The following is a 21,465-nucleotide window of genomic DNA, read 5'->3' on the forward strand; positions in this document are numbered from 1 at the left end:
TCTCTCTGGCGACGGCTGGAGCAGCGGCGGTGCGGGCTGTGGCGGGCGAACGGGTGACGGGAGTTGACGCCGCCATTGTGTCGGGCGCGCCTGCTTCTCATCACCTTTTCGCGAGGGAAGGAAGCCCGGACGGGGAGATTTTCGCAGCGCTGCCCGGCGGCCGGCGGGCTGCCGGGCTTTCACCGCTCAAGGGAAACCGCTAGAAGGGCGCCGCCCGGCGGCCTCCGCCGCGGCCCCGCGAGCATCCACCTGCGAGCCCCCCATGACCGAGCCGAAGTCCCAGTCCGTGTCGGAAGCCCAGCACGAGGCCGAAGTGCTGGCGCGGGCGCTGCCGCACATGCAGCGCTATGACGATGCGATCGTCGTGGTGAAATACGGCGGCCACGCCATGGGCAGCGAGGACGTGGCGCGCACCTTCGCCTCCGACATCGTGCTCATGGAGCAGTCGGGCATCAACCCGGTGGTGGTGCACGGCGGCGGCCCGCAGATCGGCGCCATGCTCAGCAAGCTCGGCATCAAGTCGGAATTCGCGGCCGGCCTGCGCATCACCGACAAGGCGACGGTCGAGATCGTCGAGATGGTGCTGGCTGGCTCCATCAACAAGCAGATCGTCGGCTTCATCAACGAGGCGGGCGGCAAGGCCATCGGCCTGTGCGGCAAGGACGGCAACATGGTGCGCGCCCGCAAGGCGAACCGTGTGGTGGTCTCTTCCGGGGATGATGCGCAGGAGGTGGACCTGGGCTTCGTCGGCGAGCCCGACACCGTGGACACCACCGTGCTCGACCAGATCCTCGGCCGGGAGTTGATCCCCGTGCTCGCCCCGGTGGCTGCGGCGGTGGACGGCGGCACCTACAACGTCAACGCCGACACCTTCGCTGGCGCCATCGCCGGTGCGCTGGGCGCCAAGCGGTTCCTGCTGCTCACCGACGTGCCGGGCGTGCTCGACAAGAACAAGCAGCTCATCCCGAAGCTCACCATCTCCGAGGCCCATGCGTTGATCGCCGATGGCACCATCTCTGGGGGCATGATCCCCAAGGTGGAGACCTGCATCTACGCTCTGGAGAAGGGCGTGGAGGGCGTCGTGATCCTCGACGGCAAGGTGCCCCACGCCGTGCTGCTGGAGCTGCTCACCGACCACGGCGCGGGCACGCTGATTACCCGCTGACCTCAGCCCTTGAGGAGGTCGGCGTCCGCGGGAATGGTGCTCGCGCCCTCGCCAAGGGCGCGCTGCATCAGGACCGTATCGATCCACCGGCCGAACTTGAGGCCGGTGGCCGGCAGGGTGCCGATGGAGCCGAAGCCGCAGGCGCGGTGCAGCGCGATGGAGCCGGCATTGCCGCTGTCGCCGATCACCGCCACCATCTGGCGGAAGCCCAGCGCCTCGCATTCGGCGATCAGCGCCTCGAGCAGCCGGCGGCCGACCTTCTGGCCCCGGGCCGCCTCGTCCACATAGATGGAATTCTCCACCGTGTAGCGATAGGCGACGCGCGGCCGGAAGGCGCTGGCGTAGGCATAGCCCAGCACCTTGCCGTCTTCTTCCAGCACCAGATAGGGATAGCCGCCCTCCATGAGCGCGGCCTGGCGGCGCGCCATCTCCTCGGGACCCGGCGGTTCCAGCTCGAAGGAGGCGGTGCCATTGCGGACCGCCTCGTCATAGATGGCGGTGATGGCGGGAATGTCGGCGGGGGTGGCGGCACGGATCGGCATACCCTCTTTTAGGACGCCGCCGCGCATCCGCCAAGCTTGCCGATCGTTCAGGCCCGCGTGATCGTGCCCGGTGCGACGGTGAAGCGCGCCGCCGTCTCCAGCGCCGCGAAGGCGGAGGGGTCGGCCCCCGTCATCCAGACCTGCGCCCCGAGCCGCGCGAGCGCCTCGAACAGGCCGGCGCGCCGCTCCGAATCGAGATAGGCCACCACGTCATCCAGCAGCAGCACCGGCGAGAGGCCCTGCATGCTCCCCACCAGCCGGGCGTGGGACAAGGTGAGGCCGATGAGGAGGGATTTCTGCTCGCCGGTGGAGCAGCGCGCGGCGGGCAGGCGCTTCTCGCCATGGCTCACCTCCAGATCGGTCAGGTGGGGGCCTTCCAGCGTGCGCCCGGCGGCGCGGTCGCGCGGGCGGTTGTCGCGCAGCAGCGCCCGATAGCGGTCCTCCACCTCCAGCGCCGGATGCTGGGCGATGAGGCGCTCCACGGCGCCGTCGAGGGCGAGCTCGGCGAAGGGGAAGGGGGAGGCCTCGTCGCGATGGGCGGCGATCTCCGCCGAGAGGCGCGCCACCGTCTCCAGCCGCGCGGCGGCCACCGCCACCGCCAGCTCGGCCACCTCGTGCTCCACCGCATCGAGGAAGCGGGCGGAGCCATTCTCCTCCAGCAGCCGGTTGCGGGAGCGCAGGGCGCGCTCCAGCCCGTTGACCCGCGTGCCGTGGGAAGCGTCCACCGCCAGCACCAGCCGGTCGAGATAGCGGCGGCGGTCGCCGGGCGGACCGAGGAACAGGCCGTCCATCTCCGGCGTCAGCCAGAGCACCTTGAGATGGTCGAGGAAGGCATTGGCCGAGGGCACGGCCTCGCCGTCGATGCGGCAACGCCGCTGGCCGCCTTCCTGCGCCGGATCGTAGCCGGTGCCGAGGCGCACCTCGCCCAGCGCGCCCTCGATGAAGGCGGAGACGGCCCACGGCGCGCCATCGGCGTCCGGCATATGGGCGCCCGGCGGGCGGTGGCCCACGTCGGCGAGCTGCGCCCGGCGCAGGCCGCGGCCGGGGGAGAGGAAGGACAGGGCTTCGAGAATGTTGGTCTTGCCGGCGCCGTTCGGGCCGGTGAGCACAATGGCGCGCGCCTCCACAGCGACCTGCGCCGCCGGATAGGAGCGGAAGCCGGTGAGCGACAGCTTCAGGATGGCGGCGTGGGGCATGATATCACGATCGCCGCGGCATCAGGCGTGCCGGGCCAGCCCCATGGCCTCACACCCGCATGGGCATGAGGACGTAGAGCGCATCCGTCTTGGTGGAATCGCGCACCAGCGTGGGCGAGCCGGGATCGGCGAGCTTCAGTTCCGCCGTGTCGCCTTCGAGCTGGGAGGTGATGTCGAGCAGATAGCGGGAGTTGAAGCCGATATCGAGGGGCTCGGCGGTGTAGTCCACCTCCAGCTCCTCGGTGGCGCTGCCCGAATCGGGATTCGTGACCGACAGCACCATCTTGCCGTCGCCCAGCGACAGCTTCACCGCGCGGCCGCGCTCGCTCGACACGGTGGACACGCGGTCCACGGCGGCGGCGAACTCGTCCTTGTCGACGATGAGGGTCTTGTCGTTGCCCTGGGGAATCACCCGTCCATAGTCCGGGAAGGTGCCGTCGATCAGCTTGGAGGTGAGCACGATGGCGCCCACCTGTACGCGGATCTTGGTGGCGGAGAGGGAGATGGTGACCTCCGCCTCCTTGTCCTCCAGCAGCTTCTGGATCTCGGCGACGGTCTTGCGCGGCACGATGACGCCCGGCAAGCCCTGCGCGCCGGCCGGCGCCTCAAGCTCGGCCTGGGCCAGGCGGTGGCCATCGGTGGCGACCGCGCGCAGCATCTGCTTTCCCCCGGCATCGGTCACATGGAGATAGATGCCGTTGAGGTAATAGCGCGTCTCCTCGGTGGAGATGGCGAACTGCGTCTTGTCCACGAGACGCCGGAACTCCGCGCCCTTGAGCTTGAAGGTGTGGGAGAACTCGCCCGCGGCGAGGTCCGGGAAATCGGCTTCCGGCAGGGTCTGGAGCGAGAAGCGGGCACGGGAGGCGCGCACGGTGAGGGTGCCGCGCTCGCCGCCGGCTTCCAGCTGCACCTGCGCGCCGTCGGGCAACTTGCGCACGATGTCGTAGAGCACGTGGGCCGGCACGGTAGTGGCGCCCGCCTGTCCCGTTTCCGCCGGTACGCTCTCGACCACTTCCAGGTCGAGGTCGGTGGCCTTCAGCTCCAGCGCGCCCTTGGCGGCCTTGATGAGCACGTTGGCGAGGATCGGGATGGTGTTGCGCCGCTCGACGACACGGTGCACGTGGCTGAGCGATTTCAGAAGCTCGGCGCGCTCGACGGTGACCTTCATCGTCCTGGCCCGTTCACTCTTCGCTTCCGAGCCGGCCTGCCGCGGGATCGCATGTCCCGCCGGTGGGTCCGCCTCGACATTCTAAGGATGACGCTCGCGGACCCCCTCATCCGCCGGTGCGGTCGAGGGGCGCGTGCGCCGGTGTGGCGTGGCGCGACGGCGTGAGGCGCCGTCAGGCGCCCGAGAGGACGGGCGCCGGGCCGCCGACATTGCCGCCCCAAGGGGCGCAAGGCAAGGGTGAGCGGGGAGATTTTCTGAAGGGCGTATGTTTCGCGGCGCAGGACCCTGCGGCACCGGCCCGGCGCCGCCCGCTCCTGTTGCCCCGTGGCGGGCTCAGCTTTCGAGACTCAGCTTTCCAGGGCGAGCCGCTTCAGCACCTCGATCTCGTCGGCGAGCGCGCGGTCGGTGGCGACGAGCCCGTCGATCTTGCGCACTGCGTGAAGCACGGTGGTGTGGTCCCGCCCGCCGAAGCGGCGGCCGATCTCCGGCAGGGAGCGCAGGGTGAGCGTCTTGGCGAGATACATGGCGATCTGCCGCGGCTTCACCACCGTCGCCGTGCGGCGCTGGGAGAGCAGGTCCGCGCGCGAGACGTTGTAGTGCTTGGCGACCACGCGCAGGATGTCGTCCACCCGCACGCGCTTGGGATCGGTCGGGCGGATGAGGTCCTTGACCGCATTTTCCGCCATGTCGAGGGTCACCGGCTCGCCGGTGAGCTGGTTGAAGGCGAGCAGCTTGTTGAGCGCGCCGTCGAGGTCGCGGCCGGACTGGCCGACGCTGCGGGCGAGGAATTCCAGCACGTTGGCCGGCACGGCGAATCCCTGGTGCTGCTCGGCGAGGGTCTGGTAGCGCGCCTTCAGGATCTCGAGGCGCAGGTCCTCCTCCAGCGGCGCAAGCTCCACCACGAGGCCGCCGGCGAGGCGCGAGCGCACGCGCTCGTCCAGGTGCTCAAGCTCGCCGGGAAGGCAGTCGGCCGCCAGGACCACCTGACGCCCGCCATCCAGCAAGGCATTGAGGGTGTGGCAGAATTCCTGCTGAAGGTTGTTGCCCTTCAGGAACTGCAGGTCGTCGATCACCAGCGTGTCGATGGTGCGCAGCGTGTCCTTGAAGGCGATGGCCGAATGGGACTTCAGCGCCGACACGAAGCCGTACATGAAGCGCTCGGCCGTCAGGTAGGTGGTGCGCCGGCCATGGGCGGCACCGGCCCGCGCCACCGCCTGGAGAAGGTGCGTCTTGCCGAGGCCGACGGCCGCATGGAGATAGAGCGGATTGTAGACCGGCGCGGCGCCGCTCGGGGTTTCGGCCACCTTTCGCGCGGCGGCAAACGCCAGCGAATTGGACTTGCCAACCACGAAGGTTTCAAAGGCGAGACGCGGGTCCAGCGGCGAGCCGGAGGCGACGTCACCTCCGGTGGCCACGATTTCGCGATGCTCGCCGCGCGCCTCGGTGACGCGGGGCGCGGGTTTCGCCTCGACGGGACGCTCGGTGCGCTCGGTCACCACCTCACGCGGGGTGGACGCCTTCAAGGCGACGGGGCGCGCAAAAGCGCTCCGCACGGCGAGATCGACGCGTCGTCGCGCGCCGCTCTCCTCCGCCCAGATGTCGGCGATGCGCGGCAGATAATTCTCCTGAATCCAGGACTTCAGGAATCGCGTGGGCACCGAAAGGCGCACCACGTCCGAGGTCAGCGCGTCGAGGTCCATGCGCGCGAACCAGCTGGTGAACTTTTCCTCGCCGATCTCCTCGCGCAGGCGCTGGAGCACACGGTCCCACGGGGCCGAGGGTGCGCTGGGGTTCGACGCACAATCCATCTCGGCGGCCTCCGCAAGGGCTGACTGAAAAGGAACGGTGCGCGCGGCAACCGGCGCATGAGGCTTGAGCATAAAGATCGCGACCGCGCGAAAGGCGGTTCCCTGGTTGGAGACGCAAAAGCCGTCCGCGCCCTGGGGCGGGCAGCGCGGCCTCGGTCTCGTGGGGAGTTTCGGAAACGGGTGCTAAGGCACCCACGGCATCAGCGCAACGGGTTCAGCACACCGTCATGCGCGGTCCTGGCCGTTACAGGGCGGCGGGGCGCAACTGGAGCGGAGCACAGCGCTCCGAAAGGCTCGAACGCAACGCGTAGCCGAATAGATCGAGGGACCTGTTCCTGTGTCCGCTGCCGCGCATGTGCCCGAAGTCATAGCCGCCCCATCTCCGACGATGCCAACCATCGACGGGTGTTGGAATGAACCAGTTTTTTGTTTGGTCTCGTAGATGCCCGAAGGCGGATCAGATGCCCGCCCTTAGCATAGCTCCAACGAATGAAGGTAACGCAGAGTACGGATACGGCCGAAGACGAGGGGTACGTGAACGAATTCAGACACGATACATCCCCTCCTCATCCACGAAGAGCCGTGAAAACTTCATTCTATCGGTGAACCCCGAGGTCGCTCCCGGAGTGAGGTTGAACATACACAGCCGGTTTGGGGGGTGCAACGCCTTTGACCCCCGCGGGGGGATAGCGGGCAAAAGCCGGTGCGCCTGCGCCACACCCCCCGCTTTGCTGTCAGCCGGCAAACCTCTGTCCGGACAATGAGATTCGCGGAGCCGGCGCAAGGATTGCGGTGCCCTGCCACGGTGGGGCACATGGTTCTGGAATACTCCTTCAAAGGGGCCGTTTTGGCGTCTTCCGCCCTTTGGCCTCTAAGCCGTTCTCTTGGATCGGGTTTTTCTGATCGGTCGAGATCGCGCGGAGGCAGCGGGAAAACCGCGCCGGGGCTAAAAAAATCCCTGGCTTCCGCGACGCTTCGGGGGGCTCCACCCTTGACGGGCGGCGAGAATCGGACTCTGCCCGGAGCGGGCGAGGGGGAGACCTTTAAGGCCAAGCCAAAGCAAAAAGGCCCGGCAAAGCCGGGCCTTCAAGATAAGTCAGTCTGCTTGATTGATCTAAATCAAGCGCTGAGCTTCTTCACGCGGGCGGCGAGGCGGGAAACCTTGCGCGACGCGGTGTTCTTGTGAAGGACGCCCTTGGTGACGGCGCGCATGATTTCCGGCTCGGCCGCCTTGAAGGCAGCGGAAGCAGCCGTGGCGTCGCCGGTGGCGAGGGCGTCTTCGAGCTTGCGCAGATAGGTGCGCACGCGAGACCGGCGAGACCGGTTGACCTCGGTGCGGCGCTCGATCTTGCGGACCGCCTTTTTGGCGGAAGGCGTATTGGCCATCGGCCGTCCTTGCTGGTTCGCGCCCGGCGGCACGGCCATCTGGCCACTTCGCGTCGCGCATGAATGAGTGAACAAGCCGGCAGCCCATGCCGCCAGCTAGGTGGCGGGCTTATACGGTCGCTCGGCTCCCGCGTCAACACGTTGTACGGAAAAGTCGTCCACGGCGTGGCACCTTGGCGGCTTTACGGGACCGGCCGGCATCGCGTATGTGCTGCGCGCACTCTATATATGGCATGCCGGCACGAAGGCATGCCGGCGGCGCGAGGCTGAAGCCGGCGCGGCGCATCAAGGCGGGGGTTCGGCATGAGCGATGTGACGGTGACCGATCGTCCGGTGAACGACAGCTTGGTGACGGTCTTCGGCGGCTCCGGCTTTCTCGGCCGGCATGTGGTGCGGGCGCTGGCCATGCGCGGCTATCGCGTGCGCGTCGCGGTGCGCCGGCCCGAGCTGGCCGGCTTCCTCCAGCCGCTGGGCTTCGTCGGCCAGATCCAGATTTCCCAGGCCAACGTGCGCTATCCCGAGAGCGTCGCCCGCGCTGTCGACGGCGCCGAGGCGGTGGTGAACCTCGTGGGCGTGCTGGCCGAGGGCGGCCGGCAGACCTTCGATGCCGTGCACGCCTTCGGAGCCCGCGCGGTTGCCGCCGCGACCGCTGCGCAGGGCGTGCCGCTGGTGCATCTCTCGGCCATCGGCGCCGATGCCAATTCCCCCTCTGGCTACGGCCGCAGCAAGGCGGCGGGCGAAGCCGCCGTGCGCGCCGCGGTGCCGGACGCGGTCATCTTCCGCCCGTCCGTCGTGTTCGGGCAGGAAGACGAGTTTTTCAACCGCTTCGCGGCGATGGCGCGGATGTCGCCGGCGCTGCCGCTGATCGGCGGCGGGGTGACCAAGTTCCAGCCGGTATTCGCCGGCGATGTGGCAGCGGCCGTGCTCGCCGCCGTGGATGGCAAGGCCAAGGCCGGCACCACCTACGAGCTGGGTGGCCCCGAGGTGCGCACCTTCCGCGAGCTGATGGAGCTGATGCTCGCCGAGATCGGCGCCAAGAGGGTCCTCGTGGACCTGCCCTTCGGCCTCGCGACCTTCATGGCCAAGCTCACCCAGTGGGCCCCCGGCGCGCCTCTCACGGTCGATCAGGTGGAAATGCTGCGCTCGGACAATGTGGTGTCTGAGGCCGCCGTGGCCGACGGCCGGACGCTGGCCGGCCTCGATCTCACCCCCACCTCCCTCGCGGTGGTGCTGCCGACCTATCTCTGGCGGTTCCGCAAGGCGGGGCAGTTCACCCGCGTCGAGACCTGACCGGCACGCCGGTCCCTTCCCGACGCATCGCGAGGGCCGTTGAAATGGCGGCTCTCACCTCTACGGTGTGAAGGTTCACGACCGGCACCCTCAGGTTCACCCCATGGCTCGCGACGACAGGCGCTTAGAGATCAAGATCTGCGGCATCCGCACGGCGGATGCGCTTGAGGCCGCCCTCGATGCGGGCGCCGATCTCGTCGGCTTCGTCCATTTCCCGAAGAGCCCGCGCCACCTCGCGCTCGCCGATGCGCCGGCCCTGGTCGCCCGCGTCGCCGGCCGCGCCGGCAAGGTGGCGCTGCTGGTGGACCCGGACGATGCGCTCCTTCGGGACGTGATCACCGCCTTTTCGCCCGACATTCTCCAACTGCACGGCCATGAGACGCCCGAGCGCGTCGCCGACATCCGCGCCCGCTTCGGCCTGCCGGTGATGAAGGCGCTGCCGGTCGCCCGCCGGGAGGACCTTGCCGTCCTGCCCGCCTATGCGGCGGTGGCGGACCGCATCCTGTTCGACGCAAAGCCAGATCCGGGGGCGCTTCTGCCCGGCGGCAACGGCCGGCCCTTCGACTGGGCGCTGGTCGCCGGCCTTGACGTCAACCGGCCTCTCATGCTTTCCGGAGGCCTTACCGCCGACAACGTGCCGCAGGCCCTCGGATTGGTCCGGATGGACGGCGTGGACGTATCGTCTGGCGTGGAGGACGCGCCCGGCGTGAAAAGTCCCGACAAGATCCGCGCCTTCATCGCTGCGGCGCGCCGCGCCGCATCCACCTCATCCTTGCAAGACCCCCTATCGAAGGCCCGCGCGTCGTGACCGTTCTCAATTCCTATCGCACCGGCCCCGATCACCGCGGCCATTTCGGCATCCATGGCGGCCGCTTCGTCGCCGAAACGCTGATGCCGCTCATTCTTGAGCTGGAAAAGGCCTATGAGGCGGCCAAGGTCGATCCCGCCTACCACGCGGAGATGGCCGGCTACCTCACCCATTATGTGGGCCGCCCCTCGCCGCTCTATTTCGCCGAGCGCCTCACCAACCATCTCGGCGGCGCCAAGATCTATCTGAAGCGCGAGGAGCTGAACCACACTGGCTCCCACAAGGTGAACAACGTGCTCGGCCAGATCCTGCTCGCCCGCCGCATGGGCAAGGAGCGGGTGATCGCCGAGACCGGTGCCGGCCAGCATGGCGTCGCCACCGCCACCATGTGCGCCCGCTTCGGCCTGAAGTGCGTGGTCTACATGGGCGCCGTCGACGTGGAACGTCAGGCCCCTAACGTGTTCCGCATGAAGATGCTGGGCGCCGAGGTAGTGCCGGTGCAGTCCGGCTCGCGCACCCTCAAGGACGCCATGAACGAGGCGCTCCGCGACTGGGTGACCAACGTCCACGACACCTTCTACTGCATCGGCACGGTGGCCGGGCCGCATCCCTATCCGGCCATGGTGCGCGACTTCCAGTCCATCATCGGCCGCGAGACCCGCGAGCAGATGCTGGAGATGGAAGGCCGCCTGCCGGACAGCCTCTTCGCCTGCGTCGGCGGCGGGTCCAACGCCATGGGCCTGTTCCACCCCTTCCTCGACGATCCCGAGGTGAAGATCTTCGGCGTGGAGGCGGCGGGCCGGGGCGTCGACACCCACGAGCATGCGGCCTCCATCGCCGGTGGTCGCCCGGGCGTGTTGCACGGCAACCGCACCTATCTGCTCATGGACGGCGACGGCCAGATCATCGAGGCGCATTCCATCTCGGCCGGTCTCGACTATCCCGGCATCGGGCCGGAGCATTCCTGGCTGCACGATGTGGGCCGCGTCACCTATCTGAACTGCACCGACCAGGAGGCGCTGGACGCCTTCCAGCTGCTGACGCGCCTTGAGGGCATCATCCCGGCGCTGGAATCGGCCCATGCCATAGCCAAGGTGATCGAGCACGCGCCCAAGCTGCCGGCGGACCACCTGATGGTCGTCAACCTTTCCGGCCGCGGGGACAAGGACGTCCCCCAGGTGGCGGAGATACTCGGGACTCGTCTGGGGGCGTGACCATGAAGAGCATCTGGGGGAAAGTCGTCTCGTCCGCGATCGTCGGCGCGACGATCGTTGTCAGCCTTGGCGCCGCGCAGGCGGCCGACCTCGAGCTGACGCCGGGCAAGATCTATACGGACGCGGCCGGCGCCTACGTGTCGGTGGCAGTGAAGAACACCGGCACGGCCACGGTGGCCGAGGTCAAGGTCAACTGCGAGTTCTTCGCCGGCAAGCGCTCCCTCGGCAAGTCGTCCACGACGCTGTTCTCCATCGTCGGAGGCGTCACCGGAACCGATCAGGTGCGCTTCCTCGGCGGCACCAGCGCCACCAGCGCCACCTGCACCCTCGCCGGGCAGAAATAGAGCGCGTCCCCTCTCATCCAGGCAGGCCCATGACCACCCGCATCTCCGAACGCTTCGCCGCCCTCAAGGAAGAGGGGCGGCCGGGCCTCGTCACTTTCGTCACCGCCGGCGACCCGGACGGCGAGACCTCGCTCGCCATTCTCAAGGCGCTGCCGGGCGCGGGGGCCGACGTGATCGAGCTGGGCGTGCCCTTCACCGATCCCATGGCCGACGGTCCGGCCATCCAGGCGGCGGGGCTGCGCGCGCTCAAGGGCGGGCAGACGCTGGCCAAGACGCTGGAGATGGTCCGCCTCTTCCGCGGCGAGGACCAGACCACGCCGGTGGTGTTGATGGGCTACTTCAACCCCATCTACGTCTATGGCGTGGAGCGTTTCCTCGTCGACGCCAAGGTCGCTGGGGTGGACGGCCTGATCGTGGTCGACCTGCCGCCGGAGGAGGACGACGAACTCTGCATCCCGGCGCTCAATGCCGGGTTGGACTTCATCCGCCTCGCTACCCCGACCACCGACGACAAGCGCCTGCCCACCGTGCTCGCGAACACCGCGGGCTTCGTCTACTACGTCTCCATCACCGGCATCACCGGCGCGGCGACGCCGGACGCGAATGCCGTGGCCACAGCCGTTGCGCGCATCAAGAACCACACCGCGCTGCCCGTGGCCGTCGGCTTCGGCGTGAAGACCCCAGAGCAGGCCGCGGCCATCGCCGCGGGTGCCGACGCCGTGGTGGTGGGCTCGGCGCTGGTCGAGGTGGTGCGCCGCACGCTGGACGAAGAGGGCAAGGCCACGTCCAACACCGTTATCGGCGTGGAAGCCCTTGTTAGCGAGCTCGCCGAGGCGGTGCGCGGCGTGCGGCGCTGAGCCGGCTTCGCCCCGACGTCAGCAAGGTGGTATGATCGGCGGGAACAGCGGCGACCGCCGTACTTTCGCCGTGTCAGACTTGCCATAAGGGCGGAGGGGGGACTATGTGCGCTGCAGCGCGGCGCCGCGCCCCTCCGTACCGGAGATGATCCCGTGAACTGGATTTCCAACGTCGTCCGCCCGAAGATCCGCGACTTCCTGGCGCGGCGCGAGGTGCCCGAGAACCTCTGGGTGAAATGCCCCGAGACCGGGCAGATGGTGTTTCACAAGGATCTGGAAGCGAACCTCTACGTCATTCCCGCGTCCGGCTACCACATGCGCATGGATGCGGTGACGCGGCTCAAGAACACCTTCGACGACGGCGCCTATGAGGAAGTCACCCTTCCCGAGGTGGCGGTAGATCCGCTCAAGTTCCGCGACGAGCGCCGCTATGTGGACCGCCTCAAGGACGCCCGCACCAAGACCGGCTACCATGACGCGGTGAAGGTGGCGACCGGCATGCTCACCGAGCTGCCCGTGACCATCGCCGTGCAGGATTTCGGCTTCATGGGCGGTTCGCTCGGCATGGCCGCCGGCGAGGCGGTGGTGAAGGGGCTGGAGACCGCCGCCGAGCGCGGCACGCCCTTCATCATGTTCGCGGCCTCCGGCGGCGCGCGCATGCAGGAGGGCATCCTCTCCCTCATGCAGATGCCGCGCACCACGGCCGCCATCCAGGAACTGCGTGAGACGAAGAAGCCCTACATCGTCGTGCTCACCAACCCGACCACGGGCGGCGTCACCGCCTCCTACGCCATGCTGGGCGACATCCAGATCGCCGAGCCCGGCGCGCTCATCGGCTTCGCTGGCCCACGCGTCATCGAGCAGACCATCCGCGAGAAGCTGCCGGACGGTTTCCAGCGCGCCGAATATCTGCGCGACCACGGCATGCTCGACATGGTGGTACATCGCCACGAGATGCGCGACACCCTCGGCCGCCTGTGCCGGATGCTGACCAAGGCGCCGGCGCTGCCGCCCAAGGGCCGGCTGCCGCGCCCGCAGGCAGCGTAAGGGAGGCCTGATCGCGGGCCCCATGGGCCCCGGCTCGACGCACCATGGCACTGCCCCTGCCCGCCCGCGCCACGGACGAGATTCTCTCCCGCCTCGCCGCGCTTCACCCGAAGAAGATCGATCTGTCCCTCGCCCGGATGGAGCGTCTGCTGGAGGCGCTCGGCCATCCCGAGCGGCGCCTGCCGAAGGTGATCCACGTCGCCGGTACCAACGGCAAGGGCTCCACCATCGCCTTCATGCGAGGGATGCTGGAGGCGGCCGGCCAGAGCGTCCATGTCTATACCTCGCCCCATCTGGTGCGCTTCAACGAGCGCATCCGCCTCGGCGCGCCGGGCGGCGGGCGGCTCGTCTCCGATGCGGCGCTGGCCGACGCCCTCGACCGGGCCGAGATGGCCAATGACGGCGCCCCCATCACCTTGTTCGAGATCACCACGGCGGCGGGCTTCCTGCTGTTTGCGGAGCACCCGGCGGACGTGCTGCTGCTGGAGGTGGGCCTCGGCGGCCGGCTCGACGCCACCAACGTGGTCGAGAAGCCGCTGGCGAGCGTGATCACCCCGGTCTCCATCGACCATGTGGACTTTCTCGGCAATTCGGTGGAGGCCATCGCGGGGGAGAAGGCGGGCATCATCAAGCCGCGTTGTCCCGTCGTGATCGGCGCCCAGTCGCCGGAGGCGCTGGCGGTGATCGAGCGGGCGGCGGCGAAGAAGCTCGCGCCTCTGTTCGTGCGCGGCCAGCAGTGGAACGTCCAGGAGGAAAGCGGCCGGCTCGTCTATGCGGACGAGGACGGCCTGCTCGACCTGCCGCGCCCGCGCCTCGTGGGTCCGCACCAGATCGACAATGCGGGCCTCGCCGTCGCGGCGCTGCGCGCGGTGAAGCTGCCTGCGGCCCATGAGGCGGGAATTCTGCGGGCCGACTGGCCCGCGCGCCTTCAGCGCCTTCCGCCCGGCCCGCTCTCCGCGCGGGCACCGGCGGGTGTGGAGCTGTGGCTCGACGGCGGCCACAACGCCGCCGGCGGTGCCGCCCTCGCCCATGCCCTGTGCGAGCTGGAGGAGCGCTATTCACGCCCCCTCGTGCTCATCCTCGGCATGCTCGGCACCAAGGATGTCACCGGCTTCCTCCAGCCCTTCGCCGGCCTCGTGCGCGAGGCCATCGCGGTGCCGGTGCCCGGCGAGCATGCGGGCCTGAAACCGGAGGACGTGGCGGCCGCCGCCGTCGGCCTCGGCATGAAGGCGAGCGTGGCGCGGGACGTGGGCAGCGCTCTGGATGGCATCGCCCGCGAGGCGGTGGTGCCGCCGCCGCGCGTGCTCATCGCCGGCTCGCTCTATCTGGCCGGCGCCGTGCTCGCCGCCAACGGCACCGCGCTGGGCTGAGGGGCTGAACGCCTTTGCGGCTCTCCTCATCCCGTCATCGCCCGCCTTGTGCGGGCGATCCACGAATGGGCTGTAGGGGTGTCTGAAACCACAGGCCGCCGGACGAGCGGCGGAGTGGATCCCCCGGAAGCCGGGGGATGACGGTTGTCGTTCCTCACACCGCCGCGAAGATTGACGCTCCGTTCTCCGCCTCGCCCACGGCGGCGCGGAAGGGAGCGAATAATTCGCGCCCGACGCCCACATGGCTGGCGGAGAGGTCGGCGTTGGCGCTGGGCCGCGCCGCCCATTCGCCGGGCGGGACCAGCACTTCCAGCCGGCCCGTCACCGCATCGACCCGGATCATGTCGCCGTCGCGGATACGGGCGATGGCGCCCCCGTCCAGCGCTTCCGGCGTGACGTGAATGGCGGCCGGCACCTTGCCGGACGCACCCGAGAGGCGGCCGTCGGTGACGAGGGCGACCTTCTGCCCCCGATCCTGCAGCACGCCGAGGGGCGGCATGAGCTTGTGAAGCTCCGGCATCCCGTTCGCCTTCGGCCCCTGGAAGCGCACCACGGCCACGAGATCGCCCGTGAGTTCGCCCGCCTTGAACGCGGCCTGAAGCTCCTCCTGCGAGTGGAAGACCTTGGCCGGCGCCTCGATCACATGGCGCTCCGGCGCCACGGCCGAGGTCTTGATGACCGCACGGCCAAGGCTGCCATCCAGCACCTTGAGGCCGCCCGTGTGCTGGAAGGGCGCTCCCACCCCGCGCAAGACCTTGTCATCGCCGCTTTCCGCCGCACCGTCCCGCCAGTCGAGGGTGCCGTCGGCCGCCAGCACCGGCTCGCGGGTATAGGCTTCGAGGCCGCGGCCGAGGATGGTCTCTGCATCGGCGTGCAGCAGGCCGGCGGAGAGCAGCTCGCGTACCACGAAGGGCACGCCGCCGGCCGCATGGAAGTGGTTCACGTCCGCCGAGCCATTGGGATAGACGCGGGCGAGCAGAGGCGTCACCTCGGCGAGCACGGAGAAATCGTCCCAGCTCAAGGCGATGCCCGCCGCCGCCGCCATGGCGACGAGGTGGAGCGTGTGGTTGGTGGAGCCGCCGGTGGCGTGCAGGCCGACGATGCCGTTCACGAACGCCTTCTCATCCAGCATACGCCCGGCGGGGATATGGTCGTTGCCGAGCGCGGTAATGGCGAGCGCGCGCTGGGCAGCGGCCTTGGTGAGGGCATCGCGCAAGGGCGTGTCCGGCGTCACGAAGGAGGCGCCGGGCAGGTGCAGGCCCATGATTTCCATGAGCATCTGGTTGGTGTTGGCGGTGCCGTAGAAGGTGCAGGTGCCGGGGCCGTGGTAGGACTGGCTCTCCGCCTCCAAAAGCGCGTCGCGCCCGACCTTGCCCTCCGCATAGAGCTGGCGGATGCGGGACTTCTCGTTATTCGGCAACCCGCTGGTCATGGGGCCGGAGGGGATGAACACCGCCGGCAGGTGGCCGAACGACAGCGCGCCAATGACGAGGCCGGGCACGATCTTGTCGCAGATGCCGAGGAAGACCGCGGCATCGAACGTCTGGTGGGAGAGGGCGACGGCGGTGGAAAGCGCGATCACATCGCGGGAGAAGAGCGACAGCTCCATCCCCGCCTCGCCCTGGGTGATGCCGTCGCACATGGCCGGCACGCCGCCCGCAACCAGCGCCGCACCGCCGGCCTCGCGCGCCGCCTCGCGCAGCAGCTCGGGATAGCGCTCATAGGGCCGGTGGGCCGAGAGCATGTCGTTGTAGGCGGTGACGATGCCCAGCGAAGGGCCGTCGCCTGCCCGCAGCATGGCCTTGTCCGAGGGCCCGCAGGCGGCGAAGCCGTGGGCCTGGTTGGCGCAGCCCAGCGCCTGGCGCTGGGGCCGGCGCTGGGCTGCTGCGTCGATGCGGTCGAGATAGCGGCGCCGCGCGTCGTGGCTGCGCCGCGCGATGCGTTCGGTGACCTCGCCGACGCGAGCGTCGAGCATGTGCTGTGCGGCCATGGGGGCTCCTCCTTGCCGCGATCCTCCACCCTGAGCGACGCCCGGCGCAAGGGTTGGACGACCTCTAAAGGACGAGTTCGCCGTCGTCTTCGCCGTTCCACCAATGCAGGCGCTGCGCCGCGACCTTGATAAGCACGAGGCCCGGCGTGTCGATGCCGGCCGGGAACCAGCGGTCGAGATCGGAGGTCCAGCGGGCCTCGAAGGCGGCCTTGTCGCGGATGATCTGCGCCTTGCCTTCCACGGTGGCGAAGAAGGGGCGCTGGCCGAGGATGCCGCTCGTGCCCTGAAGGGCGAGCCCCACGTTGGGGTCGCGGGAAATCTCGCTCACCGCGCGGGCATCTTCCTGCGCGAAGAAGAAGCTGCTGCCGTCATAGTCCACGTCGCCATTGTTGCTCATGGGCCGCCCGGCCAGCGCGCCACCCTCGCTCTTGGTGAAGAGGGTGGTGAAATCGATGTCGCGCATCTTCTCCACCACTTCGTCCAGCGTCATCTCGGCCATGGCGTCGTCGCTCCAGCTTGTGTCCTGCAGTCAATGCCGGCGGGGCGGTTTGGTTCAGGCGGGTGTGAGGTGGGCGGGATTGGCGGAAACCGGATTGGATGGCATTGACAAGTTACCGGCCTCATGTAACCTTAAAAAAATAGTATAAAAGGTTACTGTTTGGCGACCGCCATCGTGCGCCGCTCGCCCATCGGGAAAGGACACATCGTGACATCAAGGACGATCGCCGCCGCGCTTCTGCTCGCCGCCGCCTCTTGTGCCGGTCCCGCCACGGCGCAGGTGGGCTATAGCGGCTATGCGCTGCCGCTTGCTCTCGCGGTGGAGGCGGCGACGGCGGCGGTGAAGGCGTGCGAGGCCAAGGGATGGCCGGTCACGGCCACGGTGGTGGACGCGTCGGGCCTCGTGAAGGCGACGCTGAAGGCCGACCATGCCACGGTCCACACGCCCGACACCGCTTTCCGCAAGGCCTACACGGTGGCCACGCTCGGCCCCATCTTCAAGTTCGACCGATCCAGCGCATTCGCCGAGATCGTCGCGAAATATCCCGGCGGCGCGGGCACCTCGCTCACCACCATCCCGAACGTGATCGCGCTGGCCGGTGGCGTGGGCGTGATGCACGGCAACGAGATCGTCGCCGCCATTGGGGTCGGCGGGGCGCCGGGTGGCGACAAGGACGAGGCGTGCGCGAGCGCCGGCCTCGCGGCCATCGCGGACCGCGCCAATACGCACTGAGATGGAAGATTGGTGCGCCAGAGCGGAGCGGTGGCGTGCAGCGCGATGGGTTGGCCGGCGGCATCGCGCAAGCAAAACGCGATGGGTTTGCGGGCGACATAGCGCGAGGAAAGATGGTGCGGGCGGTCGGACTCGAACCGACATATCCGTGAGGACGGCGGATTTTGAGTCCGCTGCGTCTACCAGTTCCGCCACGCCCGCAGCCGAAGCCTCTTTATAGGCTTGCCGGCCGGGCGCCAACAGGAAAGCGGCGGGACTTATCCCCCGCCGTCCAGTCCGAGGGCGTTCTCACGCGCCGCGCGGCAGCGCGCTTGAGCCCCAGCCCACCGGCAGGCGCACGATGCTGCGCACCGCGGCGCGGGGTAGGGCTATTTCGCGGCGCTCCGGCTGCGGTTCGGGCGCCAGCGCCGCGAGGAAGTCCTCGGCCCAGCGGTTGATGTCGTGGGCGTCCAGCACCCGCATCATCCGGCGATGGCGCTCGCGCCGCTCCGCCAGCGGCATCTCCAACGCCCGGCGCAGCGCGGCAGCCACGCCCTCGGTATCGTGCGGATTGACGATGAGTGCCCCCGTCCCCAACTCGCTCGCCGCCCCCGCGAATTGGGACAGAAGCAGCACGCCGGGGTCGGCCGGGTCCTGTGCGGCGACGAATTCCTTGGCGACGAGGTTCATGCCATCGCGCAGCGGGGTCACCATCGCCACGTCGGCGCGGCGGTAGAATCCGGCAAGGGCCGAGCGCGAATAGGTGCGGTTCACGTAGCGCAGCGGCGTCCAGGACACGTCGCTGTAGGCACCGTTGATCTGCCCGGCCCGGTGGGAGACGTGCCGGTCCATGTCCTGGTATTCGGGCACGTCGGTGCGGCTCTTGGGCGTGATCTGCAGGTAGGTCACGCGGTCGTGCCAGTCCGGCTCCGTGCGCAGGAAATGGTCGTAGGCGTCGAGCCGGTTGGGGATGCCCTTGGAATAGTCCAGCCGGTCCACGCCGATGATGAGCTTGCGGCCGGAAAGGCTTTCGTCGAACGCCTTCACGAAGCGGGTGCGGCTCGCGTGCCGGGCCCGCCGCGCGAAGGCGCCTGTCTCGATGCCCACGGGGAAGGTGCCGAGGCGCACGCGCCGGCCGCCGATGTCGCAGCCGGTACCGTCGGGCGTGGACTGGCCGCCGCGGGTTTCCAGATAGCGAGCGAAATTCTCGCGGTCGCCTTCGGTCTGGAAGCCGACGAGATCGTAATGGGCGAGCGCCCCCACGGTGTCGGCATGCTGCGGCAGGGCCTGGATGATGTCCGCCGGGGGCATGGGAATGTGCAGGAAGAAGCCGATGCGGTTGTTATGGCCGCGTTCCCTGAGATATTTGGCAAGCGGCATCATGTGGTAGTCGTGAATCCACAGGATGTCGTCCGGCTGGATGATCTTCTCCAGATGATCAGCGAACATCCGGTTGACGCGGATGTAGCCGGAAAGATCCGAGCGGAAGAATTCCGAGAGATCCACCCGGTAGTGCAGCACGGGCCACAGCACCCGGTTGGCGAAGCCGTTGTAATATTCCTGGTAATCCTCGTTGGTGAGGTCCACCACGGCATAGGTGACGCCGGCGTGCTTTGTCGACTGCGGCGTGTCGGAGGGGTCCGGCGCGATCCGCCCGCTCCATCCGAACCATATGCCCCCACGGTCCTTGAGGGCGGCGTTGACGGCGACGGCGAGGCCCCCGGCCGGCGCGCCGGACTTCTGGGGGAGGGCCACTCGGTTCGATACGACCACGATGCGGGACACGGAGGTCACCTCCTTCGTTGCCGCGGCTCGGCCGCGAGATGGGTGATGAGGGCGCGGACCGAGCGCGGGTCCGGCAGAACGGTGTGGGCGCCGTCGCGGGGCGCGCCGACCGCCACGGCGATGCCGCCCGCCTGGTTCACGGCCCGGAAGCCGGCCTCATCGGTCACGTCGTCACCGATGAAGACGGGCCGACGCCCGGCGAAGGGGGCCGCGGCCATGAAACGCGCGACGGCGGATCCCTTGTCGATGCCTTCCCGGCGCACCTCGAACACGCAGTGCCCGGGCATGATCTCGACGCCCGGCCGCGGGCCGACCACCTCGAAGAGGGCGCGTTTCAGCACGGGCGCCACTTCCGGGTGGGCTCGGTAGTGGATGGCGACCGCGTGGTGCTTGTCCTCGGCGAACACATCCGCGAACTCGGCCGCGACGGCACCGAGGGCGCGCCTCAGATCAGTGTCGAGGGCGGCAGCCCGATCGGACGGCCGACCTGCGGCGAGGCGGATGTCGGCGCCATGCACGCCGGCGGCGGCGAATGTGTCGGCCCCGAACAACTGGTCCAGCGAGGCGAGCGAGCGACCACTGACCAGGGCCAGCGCCCCGCCGGCACGCTCGGAAAGGACCGTCAGGGTATTGGTAAGGCCGGGGGGAACCAACACCGCCTCGGGCCGTTCCGCGATATCGATCAGCGTCCCGTCCACGTCAAGAAAGAAGGCGTGCGTCGCAGGGTCGAGGGCGACAAAGGCCCCCGGCAGTTCGGCCTCTCTTGCAGGCAGTGATCCCTCAAGCATACCGGACAACGCACGGACCCCTTCATATTTCAGGTAAGATAACGCCGTTGCGGCGCCACGGTTCCCCCTCAGCTTCGACCCAATGCCGCCACAGGCTCTCGCGAAATGGCTCCGCTCCGGCTTCCTGGGCGGAACCGGAGCGGTTCGGCGGCGTTCGTCTCGGCGTCACGGGAGACAGCATATGCTCGGCTTGCACAGGAGTTCGACCGACGGGTTTTCCCGGCGCCTCTCGGCGTTGCGGGATGAACTCGACCATCTCCAGTCCTCGTTCCACAGGCGGGAGCGTGAATGGGGGCGTCTCGCCTCCGATGTGGCGTCCGATGCCCAGGACTGGGTGGCGGAGCGGGCGGAATCGCTTCCGAGCCTGTCTCTGGACAGCCTTCGCCGGCACCTGCCCGCGTTGCCGCAGCGCCCGTTCCGCGCGGAGCCGGCGGCGCTTCCGGTCATCGTCGCTGCGGTGGCGGTGGGCGTCGGGGTGGGGTGCGTGCTATATGCCGTTACGTCGCGTGGGCGCCGGTCCGCCCACGGTCCGGTTCCTGAGGACGAGCTCAAGGCTGCGCCCGAGGGGATGGAGTAGTGGGTTCCGCCTGACGCCTTTTGGGGGTCAGGCGCGGTGTTTCGCCCTCGTGCCCTGAAGCGGCGCAAGGGGCAGGATGGATGTCCGGCATGCCGCCGGCAGGGCAAGGGAGAAAAAGATGAAAGCGGCTCTCATGATTGGCGTGATGGCACTCGCCCTTGGCGGTTGCAGCGAATATTCGCGCCAGGATCGTGCCGTGGGCGGTGCCGCGATCGGCGCCGGTACCGGCGCGCTGATCGGCGCCGCCGCCACGGGCACCGGCACGGGCGCTCTGGTGGGCGGCCTCATCGGCGCGGGCACGGGTGCCATCATCGGCGCCGAGACCACCCCCCGCGCCTGCTGGGCGCGCGACGCCTATGGAAATCGCTACCGCGTGCAGTGCCCCTGAGCGGCACGCAGACAGGTTGAAGAACGAAAGGCGCCCCACCGGGCGCCTTTTTGTTTTGGGGGTCCGGCGGGGGCCGTTAGCGGGACCTTTACCTTAGCAAACTATCACTGGAGCCATCTCCAAGTGACTTCAGGGCGGCCCGGGACCCCTCCGGACCGCCCTGTTTTTTTGACCGCTTCCGTGCGTGGGTGCGGACGGATCAGACTGGGCCGCGACCGCGGCGCATCAGTCCCATCACCGCGGAGATGAGGAACAGGATGATCGCGACGAAGAAGATGATCTTCGCGATTTCAATCGCCGTGCCCGCAATTCCGCCGAAGCCCAGGACTGCGGCGATCAGTGCGACGATGAGAAAGGTAATCGCCCAGCTCAGCATTGCCGTGTCTCCTTGCCATTTTCCTGAATGAATATGCAGCGCCGGCTGGAGACGGTCGTTACGCTCAGCAACCAGCTGTTCGGCGCGCGTTTGTTACACGGATTGTGAACTGCGCAACTGTCGCGCTTGTTCCCAAGTGACCCTCGCGTTCTCCAC

General features: G+C 68.7%; 21 protein-coding genes and 1 tRNA gene. 11 read left to right on the plus strand and 11 right to left on the minus strand.

What is annotated here, in order from left to right:
- The first annotated feature begins 262 nt into the window (after positions 1-262).
- The gene (argB, locus tag ACT535_RS09260; protein ID WP_476364148.1) at positions 263-1,165 is read left to right on the plus strand and encodes an acetylglutamate kinase; all 903 of its coding nucleotides are present in this window, start codon (positions 263-265) and stop codon (positions 1,163-1,165) included.
- 2 nt (positions 1,166-1,167) lie between these two features.
- Here argB and ACT535_RS09265 read toward each other — a convergent pair whose 3' ends face one another.
- The 5 genes from ACT535_RS09265 to rpsT form a co-directional block, all read right to left on the minus strand.
- Complete coding sequence (locus ACT535_RS09265) at positions 1,168-1,707, minus strand: GNAT family N-acetyltransferase (protein WP_168458559.1); 540 nt, start codon at positions 1,705-1,707, stop codon at positions 1,168-1,170.
- A 47-nt stretch (positions 1,708-1,754) separates the two neighbouring features.
- Entirely contained in the window at positions 1,755-2,903 is a 1,149-nt protein-coding gene (recF, locus tag ACT535_RS09270) for a DNA replication/repair protein RecF (protein WP_476364149.1), read from the minus strand.
- A gap of 49 nt (positions 2,904-2,952) precedes the next feature.
- Entirely contained in the window at positions 2,953-4,071 is a 1,119-nt protein-coding gene (gene dnaN / locus ACT535_RS09275) for a DNA polymerase III subunit beta (RefSeq protein ID WP_168458557.1), read from the minus strand.
- 347 nt (positions 4,072-4,418) lie between these two features.
- Positions 4,419-5,879 (minus strand): chromosomal replication initiator protein DnaA, encoded by a 1,461-nt coding sequence (gene dnaA / locus ACT535_RS09280; RefSeq protein ID WP_168458556.1) that lies wholly within the window; start codon positions 5,877-5,879, stop codon positions 4,419-4,421.
- A 1,119-nt stretch (positions 5,880-6,998) separates the two neighbouring features.
- Positions 6,999-7,265 (minus strand): 30S ribosomal protein S20, encoded by a 267-nt coding sequence (gene rpsT / locus ACT535_RS09285; RefSeq protein WP_168458555.1) that lies wholly within the window; start codon positions 7,263-7,265, stop codon positions 6,999-7,001.
- Between the two features lie 303 nt (positions 7,266-7,568).
- Here rpsT and ACT535_RS09290 point away from each other — a divergent pair, with 303 nt between their 5' ends.
- The 7 genes from ACT535_RS09290 to ACT535_RS09320 all read left to right on the plus strand — a co-directional run bounded on the left by ACT535_RS09290 (position 7,569) and on the right by ACT535_RS09320 (position 14,195).
- Positions 7,569-8,555 carry a complex I NDUFA9 subunit family protein gene (locus ACT535_RS09290; RefSeq protein ID WP_476364150.1) on the plus strand — a complete coding sequence of 329 codons (987 nt, stop codon included), beginning with the start codon at positions 7,569-7,571 and terminating at the stop codon, positions 8,553-8,555.
- A gap of 103 nt (positions 8,556-8,658) precedes the next feature.
- Complete coding sequence (locus ACT535_RS09295; protein WP_476364151.1) at positions 8,659-9,363, plus strand: phosphoribosylanthranilate isomerase; 705 nt, start codon at positions 8,659-8,661, stop codon at positions 9,361-9,363.
- Positions 9,360-10,577 (plus strand): tryptophan synthase subunit beta, encoded by a 1,218-nt coding sequence (gene trpB, locus ACT535_RS09300; RefSeq protein ID WP_476325975.1) that lies wholly within the window; start codon positions 9,360-9,362, stop codon positions 10,575-10,577. The genes ACT535_RS09295 and trpB overlap by 4 nt, the downstream gene beginning before the upstream one ends.
- 2 nt (positions 10,578-10,579) lie before the next feature.
- A complete protein-coding gene (locus tag ACT535_RS09305) occupies positions 10,580-10,921 on the plus strand; it encodes a hypothetical protein (RefSeq protein WP_476364152.1) in 342 nt (113 codons plus the stop codon).
- A gap of 29 nt (positions 10,922-10,950) precedes the next feature.
- Positions 10,951-11,778 carry a tryptophan synthase subunit alpha gene (trpA, locus tag ACT535_RS09310; RefSeq protein WP_476364153.1) on the plus strand — a complete coding sequence of 276 codons (828 nt, stop codon included), beginning with the start codon at positions 10,951-10,953 and terminating at the stop codon, positions 11,776-11,778.
- A 153-nt stretch (positions 11,779-11,931) separates the two neighbouring features.
- Entirely contained in the window at positions 11,932-12,825 is an 894-nt protein-coding gene (gene accD, locus ACT535_RS09315) for an acetyl-CoA carboxylase, carboxyltransferase subunit beta (protein ID WP_476364154.1), read from the plus strand.
- A 44-nt stretch (positions 12,826-12,869) separates the two neighbouring features.
- The gene (locus tag ACT535_RS09320; RefSeq protein WP_476364155.1) at positions 12,870-14,195 is read left to right on the plus strand and encodes a bifunctional folylpolyglutamate synthase/dihydrofolate synthase; all 1,326 of its coding nucleotides are present in this window, start codon (positions 12,870-12,872) and stop codon (positions 14,193-14,195) included.
- 154 nt (positions 14,196-14,349) lie between these two features.
- Here the strand turns inward: ACT535_RS09320 and edd are convergent, their stop codons facing one another.
- A complete protein-coding gene (gene edd / locus ACT535_RS09325; RefSeq protein ID WP_476364156.1) occupies positions 14,350-16,185 on the minus strand; it encodes a phosphogluconate dehydratase in 1,836 nt (611 codons plus the stop codon).
- Positions 16,186-16,249: 64 nt separating this feature from the next.
- Positions 16,250-16,684 (minus strand): pyridoxamine 5'-phosphate oxidase family protein, encoded by a 435-nt coding sequence (locus tag ACT535_RS09330; RefSeq protein ID WP_476325964.1) that lies wholly within the window; start codon positions 16,682-16,684, stop codon positions 16,250-16,252.
- Between the two features lie 207 nt (positions 16,685-16,891).
- Between ACT535_RS09330 and ACT535_RS09335 the strand changes: the two genes are divergently transcribed.
- Entirely contained in the window at positions 16,892-17,416 is a 525-nt protein-coding gene (locus tag ACT535_RS09335) for a GlcG/HbpS family heme-binding protein (protein ID WP_476364157.1), read from the plus strand.
- 114 nt (positions 17,417-17,530) lie between these two features.
- On the opposite strand, the gene ACT535_RS09340 is transcribed toward ACT535_RS09335, so the two are convergent.
- From ACT535_RS09340 to otsB, 3 genes are all read right to left on the minus strand, one after another.
- A tRNA-Leu gene (locus tag ACT535_RS09340) sits at positions 17,531-17,617 on the minus strand.
- A gap of 87 nt (positions 17,618-17,704) precedes the next feature.
- Positions 17,705-19,180: an alpha,alpha-trehalose-phosphate synthase (UDP-forming) gene (gene otsA / locus ACT535_RS09345; RefSeq protein ID WP_168458545.1), complete on the minus strand. Its 1,476-nt coding sequence runs from the start codon at positions 19,178-19,180 to the stop codon at positions 17,705-17,707.
- A 5-nt stretch (positions 19,181-19,185) separates the two neighbouring features.
- Positions 19,186-19,968: a trehalose-phosphatase gene (gene otsB / locus ACT535_RS09350; RefSeq protein WP_476364704.1), complete on the minus strand. Its 783-nt coding sequence runs from the start codon at positions 19,966-19,968 to the stop codon at positions 19,186-19,188.
- Positions 19,969-20,149: 181 nt separating this feature from the next.
- Here otsB and ACT535_RS09355 point away from each other — a divergent pair, with 181 nt between their 5' ends.
- Both ACT535_RS09355 and ACT535_RS09360 read left to right on the plus strand, forming a co-directional pair.
- The gene (locus ACT535_RS09355; RefSeq protein ID WP_476364158.1) at positions 20,150-20,545 is read left to right on the plus strand and encodes a hypothetical protein; all 396 of its coding nucleotides are present in this window, start codon (positions 20,150-20,152) and stop codon (positions 20,543-20,545) included.
- Between the two features lie 118 nt (positions 20,546-20,663).
- Positions 20,664-20,933 (plus strand): YMGG-like glycine zipper-containing protein, encoded by a 270-nt coding sequence (locus ACT535_RS09360; RefSeq protein ID WP_024276680.1) that lies wholly within the window; start codon positions 20,664-20,666, stop codon positions 20,931-20,933.
- A gap of 199 nt (positions 20,934-21,132) precedes the next feature.
- Here the strand turns inward: ACT535_RS09360 and ACT535_RS09365 are convergent, their stop codons facing one another.
- A complete protein-coding gene (locus tag ACT535_RS09365; RefSeq protein WP_394082142.1) occupies positions 21,133-21,309 on the minus strand; it encodes a DUF1328 domain-containing protein in 177 nt (58 codons plus the stop codon).
- Positions 21,310-21,465: the final 156 nt, after the last annotated feature.

It is taken from the genome of Xanthobacter sp. DMC12 (genome assembly GCF_056314105.1).